This window comes from Nitrospiria bacterium (genome assembly GCA_035517655.1).
GTDB lineage: Bacteria > Nitrospirota > Nitrospiria > JACQBZ01 > JACQBZ01 > JACQBZ01.
On sequence record DATIYJ010000014.1, the window covers coordinates 26,968 to 42,219 of the forward strand.

The 15,252-nt window shown below is 58.0% G+C and carries 18 protein-coding genes; 13 read left to right on the forward strand and 5 right to left on the reverse strand.

Annotated features, from left to right (window positions below):
• The first annotated feature begins 80 nt into the window (after positions 1 to 80).
• The 7 genes from VLY20_03025 (at position 81) to VLY20_03055 (ending at position 5,261) form a co-directional block, all read left to right on the forward strand.
• Complete coding sequence (locus VLY20_03025; GenBank protein ID HUK55611.1) at positions 81 to 890, forward strand: hypothetical protein; 810 nt, start codon at positions 81 to 83, stop codon at positions 888 to 890.
• Between the two features lie 42 nt (positions 891 to 932).
• Positions 933 to 2,033, forward strand: coding sequence for a hypothetical protein (locus tag VLY20_03030; protein ID HUK55612.1), 1,101 nt, complete (start codon positions 933 to 935; stop codon positions 2,031 to 2,033).
• A gap of 28 nt (positions 2,034 to 2,061) precedes the next feature.
• Positions 2,062 to 2,487, forward strand: coding sequence for a hypothetical protein (locus tag VLY20_03035; protein ID HUK55613.1), 426 nt, complete (start codon positions 2,062 to 2,064; stop codon positions 2,485 to 2,487).
• A gap of 97 nt (positions 2,488 to 2,584) precedes the next feature.
• Positions 2,585 to 3,178, forward strand: a complete 594-nt coding sequence (locus VLY20_03040) for a 5-formyltetrahydrofolate cyclo-ligase (GenBank protein ID HUK55614.1) — start codon at positions 2,585 to 2,587, stop codon at positions 3,176 to 3,178.
• A gap of 66 nt (positions 3,179 to 3,244) precedes the next feature.
• Positions 3,245 to 4,090 (forward strand): bifunctional methylenetetrahydrofolate dehydrogenase/methenyltetrahydrofolate cyclohydrolase FolD, encoded by an 846-nt coding sequence (gene folD, locus VLY20_03045; GenBank protein ID HUK55615.1) that lies wholly within the window; start codon positions 3,245 to 3,247, stop codon positions 4,088 to 4,090.
• Positions 4,091 to 4,095: 5 nt separating this feature from the next.
• Positions 4,096 to 4,893, forward strand: a complete 798-nt coding sequence (panB, locus tag VLY20_03050; GenBank protein ID HUK55616.1) for a 3-methyl-2-oxobutanoate hydroxymethyltransferase — start codon at positions 4,096 to 4,098, stop codon at positions 4,891 to 4,893.
• A gap of 35 nt (positions 4,894 to 4,928) precedes the next feature.
• Complete coding sequence (locus VLY20_03055) at positions 4,929 to 5,261, forward strand: hypothetical protein (GenBank protein HUK55617.1); 333 nt, start codon at positions 4,929 to 4,931, stop codon at positions 5,259 to 5,261.
• Positions 5,262 to 5,267: 6 nt separating this feature from the next.
• On the opposite strand, the gene VLY20_03060 is transcribed toward VLY20_03055, so the two are convergent.
• The 3 genes from VLY20_03060 to VLY20_03070 are packed head-to-tail and all read right to left on the reverse strand — an operon-like array spanning position 5,268 to position 9,023.
• Positions 5,268 to 6,488: an aspartate aminotransferase family protein gene (locus VLY20_03060; protein HUK55618.1), complete on the reverse strand. Its 1,221-nt coding sequence runs from the start codon at positions 6,486 to 6,488 to the stop codon at positions 5,268 to 5,270.
• A 10-nt stretch (positions 6,489 to 6,498) separates the two neighbouring features.
• A complete protein-coding gene (locus VLY20_03065; protein ID HUK55619.1) occupies positions 6,499 to 7,929 on the reverse strand; it encodes an acyl-CoA reductase in 1,431 nt (476 codons plus the stop codon).
• Positions 7,926 to 9,023, reverse strand: a complete 1,098-nt coding sequence (locus tag VLY20_03070) for a long-chain fatty acid--CoA ligase (protein ID HUK55620.1) — start codon at positions 9,021 to 9,023, stop codon at positions 7,926 to 7,928. The genes VLY20_03065 and VLY20_03070 overlap by 4 nt, the downstream gene beginning before the upstream one ends.
• A gap of 279 nt (positions 9,024 to 9,302) precedes the next feature.
• Here VLY20_03070 and VLY20_03075 point away from each other — a divergent pair, with 279 nt between their 5' ends.
• The 6 genes from VLY20_03075 (at position 9,303) to VLY20_03100 (ending at position 14,474) form a co-directional block, all read left to right on the forward strand.
• A complete protein-coding gene (locus VLY20_03075; protein HUK55621.1) occupies positions 9,303 to 10,196 on the forward strand; it encodes a thiamine pyrophosphate-dependent enzyme in 894 nt (297 codons plus the stop codon).
• Positions 10,193 to 10,900, forward strand: coding sequence for a 2-oxoacid:acceptor oxidoreductase family protein (locus VLY20_03080; protein ID HUK55622.1), 708 nt, complete (start codon positions 10,193 to 10,195; stop codon positions 10,898 to 10,900). Before VLY20_03075 ends, VLY20_03080 begins: the two co-directional genes overlap by 4 nt.
• Before the next feature lie 26 nt (positions 10,901 to 10,926).
• Complete coding sequence (locus VLY20_03085; protein HUK55623.1) at positions 10,927 to 11,226, forward strand: 4Fe-4S dicluster domain-containing protein; 300 nt, start codon at positions 10,927 to 10,929, stop codon at positions 11,224 to 11,226.
• 18 nt (positions 11,227 to 11,244) lie between these two features.
• Positions 11,245 to 12,009 (forward strand): carbon monoxide dehydrogenase beta subunit family protein, encoded by a 765-nt coding sequence (locus VLY20_03090; GenBank protein HUK55624.1) that lies wholly within the window; start codon positions 11,245 to 11,247, stop codon positions 12,007 to 12,009.
• A gap of 75 nt (positions 12,010 to 12,084) precedes the next feature.
• Entirely contained in the window at positions 12,085 to 13,452 is a 1,368-nt protein-coding gene (locus tag VLY20_03095) for a transketolase C-terminal domain-containing protein (protein ID HUK55625.1), read from the forward strand.
• Between the two features lie 98 nt (positions 13,453 to 13,550).
• Positions 13,551 to 14,474 (forward strand): phosphoribosylaminoimidazolesuccinocarboxamide synthase, encoded by a 924-nt coding sequence (locus VLY20_03100; protein ID HUK55626.1) that lies wholly within the window; start codon positions 13,551 to 13,553, stop codon positions 14,472 to 14,474.
• Between the two features lie 7 nt (positions 14,475 to 14,481).
• Here VLY20_03100 and VLY20_03105 read toward each other — a convergent pair whose 3' ends face one another.
• Both VLY20_03105 and VLY20_03110 read right to left on the reverse strand, forming a co-directional pair.
• Complete coding sequence (locus VLY20_03105; protein ID HUK55627.1) at positions 14,482 to 14,736, reverse strand: hypothetical protein; 255 nt, start codon at positions 14,734 to 14,736, stop codon at positions 14,482 to 14,484.
• Position 14,737: 1 nt separating this feature from the next.
• Positions 14,738 to 15,097, reverse strand: coding sequence for a hypothetical protein (locus tag VLY20_03110; protein ID HUK55628.1), 360 nt, complete (start codon positions 15,095 to 15,097; stop codon positions 14,738 to 14,740).
• Positions 15,098 to 15,252 lie beyond the last annotated feature (155 nt).

The window sequence follows — 15,252 nt, forward strand, 5'->3', positions numbered from 1 at the left end:
GGTACCCGGCCAATCCTGTGCTATAATCAATTTCAAGAATCCATCGAAATCCGGCTCACGGCTGACGGGAGGGAATCGCGATGCGCGTGTTTGAAATGCGGTCCGTTGTGTTGGCGGGTCTGACGGTGCTTTGGCTCTCCGGTTGCGGAGACCACAATAACGTTCTCGGAGGGTTGGCGGACGACCATTCGATTCAGGCCAAGATTCAGAACGGCCAGACGGCGCTGGACCGGGGCGATTGCCAAACCGCGATCGATAACTTCACCGAAGTCTTTGACCACGATCCGAACGATGCCGATGCGCGGATCAACCTGGCCGCCGCGTATACCTGCCGGGCCGGATTCAATGTCACCGCATTGATCCACGTCGCGGCCGACTTTGGGGCCGGAACGATTACCAACGATCAACTCTTCCAGACCATTGCGGATAAGGCCGTGGAGACGATCAGCTCGACCTGGCCCGCGGATCTTTCGACGGCCAAGGGGCTGTTGGCCCAGGATCCGAATGCGCATCCCCCCCTGGCCTTTAAAAATAATCCGGATGCGGGATTTAAGCTGTCTATTGTTTCGTTGGTCCAGGCGGTTCTGACCGTCGTCGATATTCTAAACTATGCCGACGGCGTCGCCGACTGCGTCCAGCAGCAGGGATCGAACGCCTTCGCGAACTGTCAGATTTCCCCCCAGGACGCGACCGACATCATCAACGCCTTGCAGGATTCGGCTCAAACCTTGACCGATCTGGGAGTCGCATCGGATGTGACCGATTCGGTCAATACCGTTCTGACCGATATGAACAGCGCGACTCCATCGGATCCCATCAGTTGTCCCGATATTTTGCAATACCTTCAAAATCAGGGGATTGTTTCGGCCGGGCAGGCGACCTGCACCTGACCGGATGAGCCCAAAATGCAATTATCATAATGAGGAGGACCGATGCTGAACCGGAAAAAAACCGCATGGGTATCGATCATACTTATCGGCGGAATTCTCCTCGCGGATGATGTTCTTGCGGACGAGCTGCCCATTTTCTACAAGGGCATCCGGCCGCTGGGTATGGGCGGGGCCTTCACGGCCGTGGCGGACGATGAAAATGCGATGTTCTACAATCCGGCCGGTCTCAACAGCATCAAGGGGTTTGGAGGCGTCGGGATCCTGAATCCCTATGTGGAGGCCAGCAAAAACATCAAATCCTTTTACAACGACGTCAAGGACGTCTCGAATGCCCAGTCCGATACGGAACAGGCCGATCTGGCCGCCACCTTGCTCGAAAATTGGCTTGGACAACATCTCCATCTTCGAACGGGATTATTCCCCAATGTCACGATGCATAATTTCGGGATCGGATTCCTGGGCCAGGCGACGTTCGACGGCGAGGTCCACAACCCGCTCGGCGTCAATACGCTGCAGCTGCGCGGCGGCTACGATCTGGCCCTGGTGGCCTCCGGCGCCTACGGGTTCAATCTGTTCAACGCCCCGCTCCAGGTCGGAATGACCGGCAAGCTGATCAACCGCCGCATGCTCGACAAGACCTATACCACCAGTGATCTCGTCGAGCAGGACGGGATCGATCTGAGCCGGGATCTTCAAAGCGGCAACGGCGTCGGCGTGGATCTGGGGGCGATCTATGCGCCGCCGGTCTTTCTTGAGCCGGCGTTCGGCGTTTCCCTTCAAAACATCGGGAATGTGAATCTGGGGGACGCCGGCAAACTGGAGCAGCAGCTGAATCTGGGCGCCGCCCTCCACCCGCCGGTCGGCTTCGGGAAATTGCTCCTGGCTTTGGACGTCATCGATGTGACAAATCAATTGGGGGAAGACCACGATCTTGCCAAACGGATCAACGCTGGAGTAGAATACAAACTCCCGATGCTCGTCGCGCTTCGCGCCGGGTTGCATCAGGGATATCCGAGTTACGGTTTTACGGTGGACCTCTGGGTCCTGAAGGCCAGCTACGCTTACTACATTGAAGAGATCGGGGCCTACGCGGGACAACGGCCGGATCGGCGGAACATCGCCCAGGTCTCGATGGGATTTTGATCGAAGTTGCATGCGGAGATTTGCGCGGATGGGTAAGTTCGGATTTCTTATTCTATTGATTCCTGCTCTTTTGGCAGGCTGCGGTAAAGATAATAATTCCAACAGCAACGTTCAGGAGGGAGCGGCCGGTGGGGATCTTGTGGTCACGGTGGCGCCGGGCAACCCCGCATCGAGACCCCTCTATCTTTGGACGGACATTACCGGCACTGCTGTGAACGCCGCGACCATTACGGTGGCCCGGACGACGGACCTGAATACCATTGTCTGGGGAATCGCAACCAATACTAATACAGATGCGCTTCAATCCCCATGGCAGCAGGGCTCGCTCTCCACGATCGTTACGCCAATCGTACAAACAGAGGTTGATCTGCAAACCAATGTTACGTACCGCGTTACCGTAACAAAGGCGGACAACCAGACCTCTGGATACCATGAGTTTACCCTCCTGCCGTAGGAATGCGTCGCAGGACATGCCCGCTTTCCGATCCGTCGTATTGACAAGCAAACAGCCCGACTGTTATCCTACCCGTGGTTCAGGCCCCAAGACGAAGGTGTCGACGATTGAAGAGGAGAAGCGGCGGCTGCGCGGAGAGGTTCTGGCCCTCCGCAACAAACTCACGACGGGCCAGCGGGTCGTTCGGAGCGCCGATATCCTTCAAAAACTGTTTGAGCTGGAAGCCGTGCGTCGCGCCGGATGGATTCATTTCTACGTCTCATACGGCAGCGAGGTCGAGACGACGGGCATGATCGCGCATGCCTTGTCGGGCGGAAAACACGTCACCGTGCCGAAAATGGATCCGGCATCCAGACGCTTGGTGCTCTCCGAATTAAAGGATCCGGTCCGAGAACTTTCACCGGGACCGATCGGAATTCCGGAACCGGTGTCCGGCGCCTTTCGGCCGGTCGGGTTCGAGCGGATGGATCTGTTCGTCGTGCCGGGGATCGCTTTTGACCCGCGCGGCAACCGCTTGGGACAGGGCGCGGGTTATTACGACCGGCTTCTGACGCCGGTCGCGGAACGGGTTCCGATCATCGGACTGGCGTTCGAACTGCAACTGGTTGAAGCGCTTCCAACGGACGATCATGATGTCCGGATGAACTGGGTCATCACGGAGAAACGAACGATGGATTGTAGAAAAGCGTGATGTCATGGCGGATGAACCCGGGGCGCATGGCACCCGCTCCCCTTCAACGGGAAGCACGAGGGATATGTGACCGAAATCATCGACGGTAAAAAGATCTCGGCCGAAATCAAAGGCCGGATTAAAGAAAACGTGGCGGTGTTAAAGGCGGAGGGCCGAACGCCCGGACTGGCCGCGGTGCTGGTCGGCGACAACCCCGCCTCGGTGATCTACGTTCGGAACAAACGGAAGGCCTGCGAGGAGGTCGGAATCTATTCCGAAGAGCACAAACTTCCGGCCTCCACAAAACAGGAAGACCTGCTCAATCTGATCCTTCAGCTCAACAACGATCCGAAGATCCACGGCATCCTGGTGCAGCTTCCGCTGCCGAAGCATCTCGATACCGAACAGGTGTTGTATGCCGTTTCCCCGAAGAAGGACGTGGACGGGCTGCATCCCAACAACGTGGGCCATCTCACGATGGGCTCGCCGGTGTTCGTGCCCTGCACGCCGGCGGGGGTCATGGCAATCCTGGATTATCACAAGATCCCGATCGAAGGCCGACGGGCCGTGATCGTCGGACGGAGCAATCTTGTCGGCCGGCCGGTCGGACTGTTATTGATGCACCGGAACGCCACGATCACGGTCTGCCACTCGCGAACCCGCGACATCGGAGCGGTTTGTCGGGAAGGAGACATCCTGATCGCCGCGATCGGCAAGCCCAGGTTCATCACGGCCGACATGGTCAAGAACGGCGCGGCCGTGATCGACGTGGGCATCAACCGCCTCCCGGACGGCAAGCTGGTCGGGGATGTGGATTACGAGCCGGTCTCCCAAAAAGCCGGTTGGATCACGCCCGTGCCCGGCGGGGTCGGTCCCATGACGATCGCCATGTTGCTGCAGAACACCCTGGAAGCGGCCGGGAGAAGCCGGTAGCGCCTATGTCCAAGATCACGGTACTCGATCTGCTTAAAAAGAAACGCGAGGGCAAAAAGCTCACCATGCTCACCGCATATGATTTCCCGTTCGCCCAGATCGTGGACGAAGCGGGCATCGACATGATTTTAGTCGGCGATTCCTTGGGTGTCGTGGTTCAGGGAAACAGCAACACGCTTCCGGTGACCATGGACGAGATGCTGTACCATACCCGAATCTCGTCCCGCGCGGTCGAGCATGCGCTGGTGATCGGGGACATGCCCTTCATGTCGTTTCAGCCCGGCATCGAGGACGCCGTCCGCAATGCATGCCGTTTTATTCAGGCCGGCGCCTCGGCGGTGAAGCTGGAAGGGGGCGAAGGAGTTGTCGATCGCATCCGGGCGTTGGCCCGAATGGATATTCCCGTCATGGGCCATGTCGGCCTGACGCCGCAGTCGGTCCATCGCATGGGAGGTTACAAGGTCCAGGGCCGGGAGCCGATGGTGGCCGAGCGCATTATGAGCGACGCCCGTGCGGTCGAAGAGGCCGGCGCGTTCGGGATCGTCCTTGAGGGCATCCCTCTGGAACTGGGCCGGAAGATCACCAAGACCCTTTCGATCCCCACCATTGGAATCGGGGCCGGACCTCACTGCGACGGGCAGGTCCTGGTGCTGCATGATTTGTTGGGTCTGTTTGAGCGATTTCATCCCACCTTCGTCAAGACGTACGCCAATCTCAAGTCCCAGGCTCTTGAGGCCATCCGGCGGTACAAGGAAGAAGTCGAGCTTGGAAAGTTTCCTTCCGAAGAAGAAAGTTATAAATAAACCTCCATCCCGGATCGGCGGGTTCCATCCCTATCGTGTGGCGACTGTTTAAAAAGCGACAAAAGGATGATCTTTCGCGATTGGTCTCGGCCTACCGCTTCCTCCTCAAAATCTCCCGGCAGAACACGTCCGAGGCACTGCAGCCGTGGCGGGGAGCCTTCGGTCAAGCCTGCCAGCTTCTTTTTCGTGACTGGCCTTCCCCGAACGAGTCGCGACGCTTTGAAAAGAAGATGCTCCGCCGGCTTCAAAAGACCGTCGACGTGCCCCGGGCTTTCATCCTGGCCTTCAACGATTATCTGGATCAGAAGCCGTTGAGCCCGGAGGAACTGGACGAGGTGATTCGACGCGGGCGGGAGGTGTTCGGATAAGGCGGTTTATTCGTCCAAGGCCTTGGAGAGCGCGGTCCGCATAATGCCAATTCCGCGATCCATTTCGTGTTCAATCATAATGAGGGGCGGCGCCAGCCGGATGACCGTATCGGAATGAAGCGTCCAGCCAAGGATCAAGCCGGCTTCGCGGCAGTTTGCGACAAACCGTTCCGTTAGCTTGGCATGGTTCAACTCAAGACCGATTAACAATCCTTTGCCCCGCACGTCCTTCACGCCGCCGATCCCCGACAGTTCTTTTAATCGGTCCGTCAGGTATTGACCGAGCCGTCCGGCGCGTTCCGGTATTTTGTTCTCGATCAGAAAATCCAGCGAGGCCAGCCCCGCGGCGCAGCAGACCGGATGGCCCCCGAACGTCGTCACGTGGGAGAGAGGCGGATCCTCAGACAATGTCTTCATGATTTTCGGTCGGCCCACAAAGGCGCCCAGCGGCATTCCGCCGCCGAGGGCCTTGGCCAGAACGAGAATGTCCGGCACGATGTTCCAGTGTTGGCAGCCGAAGAGCTTTCCGGTCCGGCCCATGCCGGTCATCACTTCATCGAAGATCAGAATGGCGCCGGTCTCGTCGCAGCGTTTTCGGAGGGCCGGGAGGAAATCATCCTCCGGCACGATCACGCCGCCCTCGCCCTGGATCGGCTCGATGATCACGGCGGCCGTCCGACGATCGATGACCTTCAGCGATTGAGACCTGTTAAACGGGAGAAAGGTGACATCGGGCAGCAGCGGACGGAACGGTTTCTGATACACCTCGCGACCCGTCACGGAGAGCGAACCCTGGGAATCGCCGTGAAAGCCGCCCTTGAACGCGACGATTTTTTTCCGCTTCGTGTATTTCTTGGCCGTTTTGAGCGCGCCTTCATTGGCTTCCGTGCCGCTGTTCGTAAAGTACGTGACCGACAGCGGCCGGGGGGCGACCTGGGCCAATCGTTCGGCCAGGCGGACCTGCGGCTCCTGGATGAACTCGCCGTAGACCATGACATGAAGATAGCGGGCGGCCTGATCGACAACGGCCTTGACCACGGCCGGGTGGGCGTGACCCAGATTCGCCACCCCGATGCCGGAGATAAAGTCCAGATATTTTTTGCCCGATCGGTCGGTGATCCAACAGCCCTCGGCGCGGTCCACCTCGATTCCCGCCGGGGTGGAAGAGGTCTGGCAGACGTAGCGTAAGAAATCGTCCTTTAATATTTTTCCCCTTCTTTCCCTCATGCCTTGCTCCTTACGTCTTTTCAAGATCGACCCACCGCAGGCGGTCCGCGATGAAGCGCTTTCCGTCCTGCGGCCATCCAACCGGGGGTTCCTGCATTCGGCCGATCGGGCAGACCCGGTTGATGCCGGCGCGTCCCAGGGCCTCGGCCAGGGGGAGACGGCGGGATTCGGAAACCATCAGCCCGGTCGCCTGCAGATACGGCCGCCAGGGCTCCAGAAGAGGAGGGACATGCGCCAGGTCATCGATCGGTTTGACCCGGACGGTTCGATAGAGAGGGGAGAGAAGGAAGGTCGGATCGGCCTCGTAGATGACGCTCCAGAGCGTTCCGGTCTCGCTTCCAAAGACGATCACCTCCTCCCCGTCGGCCTGTTTGATCTCGGCCACGCTCCGGATCTGATGAAGCTGTGCGGATGTCGGGGTGTCGACCGTTCCCCGCGGCAGATCCTTTTCCAGCCGGGCCATCGCTTCGGCCAGCGTTTTGGCAAACTGGCGCGGGAAATGGTTGCCTCCGGTTTCGACATAAAACAGGTGCGGGGAAAGGCACCCTTGCTGATCATACATCGCGACGTCGACGGCGGCGCCTTGGACCACCGGCTTGAGATCGTCCAGGGCTTCGCGCCCGATCAGGCCCAGGCTCACGCGATGCCCGTGGCCGATGAAGCGGCCCGAAACCGTTTGATGCCGGGCCGCGGCGAGCCGAACATCCGCGACGGCTTCATCGCTTCCGGTGGCCACGACCAGCTCGCTCCGGCCGATGGCCACCTCTTCGAGGCTTTGGGATTCGGGACGGCCTCCGGACCAGGCAACCATCGCAAGACAATTCGCGAGACGGGGCTCGATCTGAACGAGCGTCTGGGCGAACAGGACCGACGAAACCGGTTCATGGGAAGAGACCTTGCAGAGGCAGGCCGATTTTGTGAGAAGGGTTGAAATGACGTCGGCGATTCCGAGGCCGGGGATGTTTCCGGCGAGGATATTCGATGTGACTCGGGGTCCGACGGCACGGGTCAGGCGGGTCGGATCTTCTATTCTCGGCCTAAACTCGTCCAGAATACGGTCGTCCCCCAGCTCCTGACGGAGCACCCTGTAAAGCGCGTCTTTGCGGTAGCCCTCCAACATTCGGGTGAGGCCCACCCGAACCATGGCGGGAGAAAGTCCGGTAATATTCGGCAGGACACGCTCGGCGATTTTTCGCGCGGGGTCGTCCGGTTTTAGCCACCGGGCCACGGCGGCGTCAATGATCTCCACAAGGGCCGCGGTGGGTTGTCCCAAAAGATACCGATCCTGGGCGGCCAGAAGTTGATTAACGACGTCCGAGAGAGTGGTGGCGGTCAAAACAGGTAGTCGGACTTGAACCGGTCCGAATGACAGCGCCGAAAAATTCGAGATTTTGATCGGAGGCGGAAGAAAAAAGCCGTCGAACGTGAATGGACCGGTCATTGGGTCCTCAGGATTTCTTCGACCAGCAACGAACAGCCGCGGGCCTCGCTGCCGGAGGCCCGCCCGGTGACCTCAAAGCCGTCCGCGAACGTGCGACCGATGTCTTCCGTCTGAAGCGCCGAGACCGAACCGCAGTTCGCCAGATCAAAATGGCGCAAAACCCCCGTCGAGCCCTGCGGCCGGTCGTCCAGCGTTTCGGGGTCCACCACCCGCGTTCGGACCCAGGGCGGCACCCGTTTGCGTCGCGGGAAGACGAAATCGTCCGAGGCGCCGTTGATGTGGTCCGCCAGAACGTTGTCGTAAAACTGCGAGCCCATCTCGGTCATGCCGTACTCGTTGACGATATGCGTCTGAGGAATTCCCAGCGACTCTTCGTACCGTTGATAGAGCTCGGTTTTGGAAAGGTCGATCTTCCGGCCTTTAAACCCTCCCGTGTCCATGATCCGACTTCCCGGCGGCAGCCGGAAAGACAAGCGGTGATTCCGGACCTGTTCGAGGATCTGGTGGAAGGCGAGCGTGACGCCCGTCAGGATCACCGGCTCGTCTCGTTCGCAGGCTTCGCTTAACGAATGGAGAAGGCGGTCGATATTAAGGCCGGATCCGTCGATGTAATAGTCCGCGCGTCCGCTTCCATATTCTTGATGGACGAGCTCCATCATGTGCGCCAAGGAAGAATGAGGCCATGTTTCCGGAGATCCGGTCAGAAACAGCATCCTCGGAAGAAGCCCGTCCGGCAGCAGATGAGCCGCGAAATTTGGCAGGACCGCCGCGCGATAAATTTCCAACCGCGGGACCGAATGCCGGCCGCGTTTGGCCGGTCCCTGTGAAGTCCCGCTGGTGAAGAACACCTTTTCGGGTCGATCACAGGCAAAATGGATCTCTTTGAACGCGGCCGTGGGGACCGCCGGGATCTCGCGCCAGGACCCGACGCCGGCCGGTGTTTTGTCTTTGGCTTCACAGTATCGGCGATAGGATGGATTTCGTTCGAACTGAAACGCAAAAACCCGGAGCGCCAACGGCTCAAATTTTCCATGGACGGGCTGCCGGATGAATTCCAGAACCTCGTCGTAAATACTGTCTGTTTTCCGGTTCATGGCGATGAGGCGTATTATACGCCAGGGCCGCCTGTGTGGCAACTGAGGCATCGGCGTATTTTATATTGACTAGGGGATGGCAGGTGTTCTATAGTAAATGGGTTGATCAATATTCCGTCTTTATTATTCCATAACATAAGGGAATGGACGGATCTGCTGGGTCTTTATAAAAGGCCGAATAGGTCTTTTGGCCCATTGACGAAAAATGTAAAGTTCGATAGGATAATCACAAATTTCCCGGCATTTCAAGAAACGCAACCGTCGTAAAGGAGGCAAGCGATGAGTCTAGATTATGTGAAGACAACTCCAGGTTTTGAGAAGTACATGCCTAAGGATTACCGCGACCTGGTTGAACACGGTCCGTTCGGGAAAAAAGTCTCCGTCGCACAGGTCGGAACGTTCAAAGAGGTTCTCGAAGAGCATCCGATGTGCGCCGGCTGCGCCATGACCCTCTTCATCCGCCTGTCTCTCATCGCCTTGCCCAATCCGGAAGACACCATTACCGTCGGCACCGCCGGCTGCGGCCGTCTCGCCCTTTCCCAGGCCGCGATCCCGTTTGTGTACGGCAATTACGGCGACACGAACGCCGTGGCCTCCGGCTTAAAGCGAGGGCTGATGACCCGTTTTCCGGACAAGCACAAGGACGTGGTGGTGATGGCCGGCGACGGCGGGTTGGCCGATATCGGGTTTTCGATGCTGATGCATTCCTGGTTTCGAAAAGAAAAGTTCACCACGATCATGCTCGACAATGAAGTCTACGGAAATACAGGGGGCCAGGAAAGCGGCATGACCAACATCGGGTCGGTCCTGAAGATGGCCCCCTTGGGGAAGAAGTTTGAAAAAATCGATATGCCGGATCTGGCCAAGACGGCCGGCTGCGCTTACGTCGCGATCGTCGTGCCCAACAACCCGCGGCGGGTTGAGCAGGCCATCAAGAAGGCGGTCTTGATCGCCCGGGAAGTCGGCCCGACCTACATTCAGGCCTATACTTCCTGCAACATCGAGTACGCCATTCCCACTGATAAAGTCATGGAAGACGCCAAGAACGTCGAGAACGACCGCTACCAATTCAAGGAATATATCACCGAAGAAGCCAAACAGTACCTGGCCGACAAGTGGGGATACAAGGAATACGCCAAGAAGGCCATCCCAACGACGGAGGTGGCGAAATGAGGTTCAATATCCGCATGGCCGGTGTCGGCGGTCAGGGCGTTGTGACCGCCTCTCACGTCTTCTCGACCGCCGTGATCAACGCCGGCGGCGAGAGCACGATCGTTCCCTTCTACGGGTCGGAGAAGCGGATGGCCCCGGTCGAATCCTACGTCCGGGTCTCGAGCGACCGCATCTACGAGATCGGCGAGATCATGTTTCCCCATATCATTATGGTATTTCATCCCCAGGTGATCACCCATGGCAAGTCCTACACCATGCCGTTTCATTTCGGCATCAAGGACAATGGAACGATCCTGGTCAATTCCAAAGAAGAAATTCCGTTGCCCGGGGATGAAATGTCCGATCTGGTCAAGCGGGGGGTCCAATTCCGGTATATCGCGGCGACTCAAATGGCCTTGGACGTCGCCGGGACGGATCTGGCGACCAACATGGCCATGGTGGGAGCGATTGCCGGGATTACCGGACTGACGACACGGGAAGCGGTGGCCCAAGCGGTCAAGGAGCGTTTCCTGGGAAAGGGCTTCGTGGTATCGGGCGGCACGGCGTCTCTGGATTCGGTCGTTGAGAGAAAATTCAAGCATAAACAAGAGCTGCTCGAAAAAAACATCGCCGCCGTGAATGCCGCCTGGGATTATGCCGAAGCCCACGGTTGGCAGATGGGCAAGAAGGAAAAGGCGGTCCCGGCCCAGGCCGGACGGAAATAACCCGAACTTAAAAACGAAGGAGCCCCATGTACCTTGTCGCAAATATCGATCCGCAAATCTGCGGTGCCACCAGTTGCACGCTTTGCACCCAGTTCTGCCCCGAAGCCAATACGATTCAGTACGACAAAGTCCGTAAAACTGCTTTCGTCTCGGTGGATCGGTGCAAGGGATGCGCACAGTGCGTTTGGGTCTGCGACAATATGGCAAAGCACAACGCCATCAAGATGGTCATGATCGATCAATTGCCTGAGGAGTTTACGTCCAAAGTCACTAAGAACATGTCGTACGAGCAGGAAGACCTCAAACCCTCACCCATCAATAAATAAAGCGACGAGCGGAGAGCCATGTACCTGAAAAAAGAGCATCTTCTAAAAAAAGATGAACAATACGTGCTGAAACCTGGACCGGAGGGTTACGTTCCGCCGGCGGCCGCATCGATGGGAATCGAACTGCCGGATCCGGGTGAGGGATTGTTCTACGGCCGGAAAACGAACGAAGAGGCCGTCATGGAAGAGATTGCCAAACAGATGCTCACCCGAAAAAACCCGACTATTTTTCCGGGACCTTTGGTCCTGTGGGCCTGGAACGAACACGCCAAGATCAAGGGCCAGGCGGTGCTGGAACTTGCCAGCGAGATCCCGGACGTGATGATCATTCCCATGCCGGACTACCGCCCTAAATATCCGAAAATCGAACCGGAAGAAGAAATCAATCCCAATCATCCCAATCTGACGATCTGGCATAACAAGATCGAGGTCTGCATCTTCATCGGCGTGCACTGCCACTACGCCAATCTGACGCTCAAGATGATCCGGGCCGGGACCAATTGCCTGACGGTGGCGGTCTGCGCAGAGCAGGGGCATGAGGACGCGATGCTGACGACCCGGGACTCCGATGAGAATAAAATTCGGAGGCTGGCCCAGACGGTTCGGAAAGTGCGTGAGTCCATGGGAATTCCAGCGCCCACCCGGCCTCCCTACGGCGGAGGAAAGCGCGAAATTGTAACGCCGGAGGAATGGACCCGAATTCGGGCCCATGGTTTGGCCATGTCGATGGCGGGATCGCCACAGGGGATGCCGTTGCGCGAAGGCCAGATGCCCACGTTTTAGAAGTTGAGCAGATCCCCGGCGAGGACGCGGACGGGAGGGGGCGACGCGAGCCCCTATGACAAGGGAGGAAAAACGATGAGCGAGCCGACAGAAACCGAACAGAAGACCAACCCTCAGGGGGATCCGATCACATCGGCGGCGGTGAAAGTGCAAGCCGGAAAAGACCCGCATGCCGAGGCCAAAAAGCAGCGAGTGGTTTCACCCGAGCATTTGTTTTTCGAAGCCCCCCGGGAGCGGGTCTTCATCACCGGTTCGGAAGCCGGAAAGGAAGCGATACGCCGGGCCAACGTCGATTTTTCCGTGGCCTATCCAATCACCCCTCAAAGCGAGACGATGCAGCTCATCGGCGTGCTTTATGGCGAAGGGTATGTCAAGGAATACTATCGCGGCGAGGAAGAGTACGGCGTGATGTCGGCCATGGCCGGCGCCTCGCGCGCCGGCGTCCGGTGTTTCACGGCCACGGCCGGACCGGGCACCTTGCGGGGAATCGAAGCGATCGCATCCTGGCCCGGACACCGTCTTCCCCTCGTGGCCATTTTCACGTGCCGCGTCGTGAACGCGCCGCTCGCGATCCAGCCGGACAATATTGAAATCTCCTATTTGCTGAACACCGGGATGATCCTGTTCCACGCCGAAAACCAGCAGGACGTGTTCGATTTTATTTTGAAGTCGTTCATCATCTCGGAAATGAACGACGTGACACTGCCGGTGGGCATCGCCTACGACGGTTTTTTCGTCACTCACGCGCGCGGTTATGTCATGATGCCACCCAAGGATATCAAGCTTCCCCCCCGCGAAGCCTATCACGGGGCGGTCCCGGTGCTGGATGCCGAGAATCCGCCGGCGCGTCTTTCCCGCGATGCCCCGGTTCAAAAAAGTAATTTTATGTCTTACAACATCCATGCCGTCTGGCAGCAGGAGATCTGGGCCGCGCAGGAACGGGCCAAGAAATATATCCGACGGTACATGGACGGTCTTCTGGAAGTGAACAATCCGGATGCGGATATCTTCCTGATCGCCTCCGGTTCCGCGGCGGCGCAATCCCGCGAAGCGGTTCGGCTGCTCGATGAACAGGGGGTTCATGTCGGACTGATCAAGATCCGGTCGTTGCGTCCCTTCCCGACGCTCGAATTGCAGGAGGCCTGCCGCAGGGCCAAGTTGATCGTAATTCCGGAGTTCAATTATCCGGGTTGGATGGCCCGGGAAGTCTCGACCGCGTTGTACGGGGAGTGCCAAGCCCAGATCGTCGCCGGTCCCCGCGTGTTCGGCGGGATGACGATGCCGGTGGAGTTGATCGTCGAGCGTGTGCTCGGAGGACTGCACCAAGTGGATCCGACGCGGGTGCCGGTCGGGGCCAATATCGGCGGAGCGCCTTCCACTTCCACCGAAACCGCGAAACAAGTCTCCAAGGAAGACGTCAATCGGTTTATGCAAAACATCTGAGCCATTTCTGCCCATTTCGAAATGACGAAGCCCTCCGGTGATCCGGAGGGCTTCGTTTGTTCCTGTCCGTTGTTTCCGTTAACGCGATGAAAGGCCTTATGAAAAAACAAAACCGATGGAACGGTCCGTTGGTCCTGGAAACAGACCTGGAAGTTTTGGGACCCCGAAAACAGGGGAAGGTCCGGGATATTTACGATCTGGGAGACGCGCTCCTTCTGGTGGCCAGCGACCGGATCTCGGCCTTCGACGTCGTCCTTCCGGACGGAATTCCCGGAAAAGGATATGTTCTGACTCAACTTTCAAAATTCTGGTTTGAATGGTTCGCGTCGGCCGAAAAAACTTTTTCGCATCATCTGATCACCACCGAAATCGCGGAATTTCCGGAACCCTGTCGGCGATTTAAAGAGATTTTGGACGGACGGAGCATGCTGGTGCGGAAGGCCGAGCCCCTTCCGGTCGAATGCATCGTTCGTGGGTACCTGTCCGGCTCGGGTTGGAAGGAGTACCGCCGGGGCGGGACGATCTGCGATCTGCCGCTCCCTCCCGGAATGAAGGAGTCCGATAAACTGCCCGAGCCGATTTTCACGCCGTCCACCAAAGCCGCGGAGGGTCATGACGAGAATATTTCATTCGACCGAATGAAGGAGGCGGTGGGGGAAGCCGTCGCGAAACAGGCGCGGTCCTTGAGCCTGGCCGTTTACAAACGGGCCTCGGAGTTCGCGCGCACCCGCGGCATTATCATCGCCGACACCAAGTTGGAGTTCGGCCTCGATACGCGGACGGGGGGGCTCATGCTGATCGACGAGGTTCTGACCCCGGATTCTTCCCGGTTCTGGCCGGCGGACGGCTATGCCTCCGGAAAACCTCAACCCAGTTTTGACAAGCAGTTCGTTCGCGACTATCTGGATTCCTTGCCATGGGACCACCGTCCGCCGGCGCCTAGCCTGCCGAAGGAAGTGATACAAAAGACCAGCGATAAATATTTCGAGGCGATGGCTCGTTTGACAAGCCGAGCCGTTTGAATCCGCCTCAGCGGGGGTTCGGATCCCGGACCACGTCGGGGTTTTCGGGGTCTTCCAGGTCTCCGCGGGCGATGTAATCCGCCCAGATCAGCACCATGTTTCCACTGTCCCGGATCGCCCGAATGCCGTCCTTGAGATGCTGGATCATCGAAGGTGTGGCGCCGTTGCGTTCGATCTCGGCCAGTTCGTCCGACAGCGTTCGATTCAGTTTTTCCAGCGCGCCGGCGACGTCGGCCAGAGCCTGTTTCATTTGGGGCGTCATTTTATTCGTAAGCCTCCGCCGGCATGGACTCGTTGAACTCAAAACGGCAATTTTTGCATCGGAGAAAAAGACGACTGTCACGGACGGTTACGGTGCAGCGAAAATCCATCTCGGCCCCGCGCAACCCGCACTGCGGACATGGGAATCCCTTCAACCATGAAACGATTTCGGGATTCGATAACTGGTAAAGTTTGAGCTCGGTGCTGACGGGAAAGCTGTACCGGCAACCCGCGCACATCGCCGTGTAGACATTTTCTCCATCCGGACTTTCGGTCTTGATCCGGACGAGGAATTCCTGTTTTCGGCAAATCGGACAGGCAATTGTACCCAGCCGCTCTTGTATGGCCTCCGTCGTGGTCACAGGCTCTCCTCCATGAAGTCTGATCAGTATAACAGACCACAATCTTCCTGCGCAACTTGAACCGCACCCCCTTGTCCAAGGCCGTATTGTGTCTGAAAAAGGCTATTTAGAACTGAAAACGTTAAAAATTGGTTGACAAGAACGCGATGGACTAA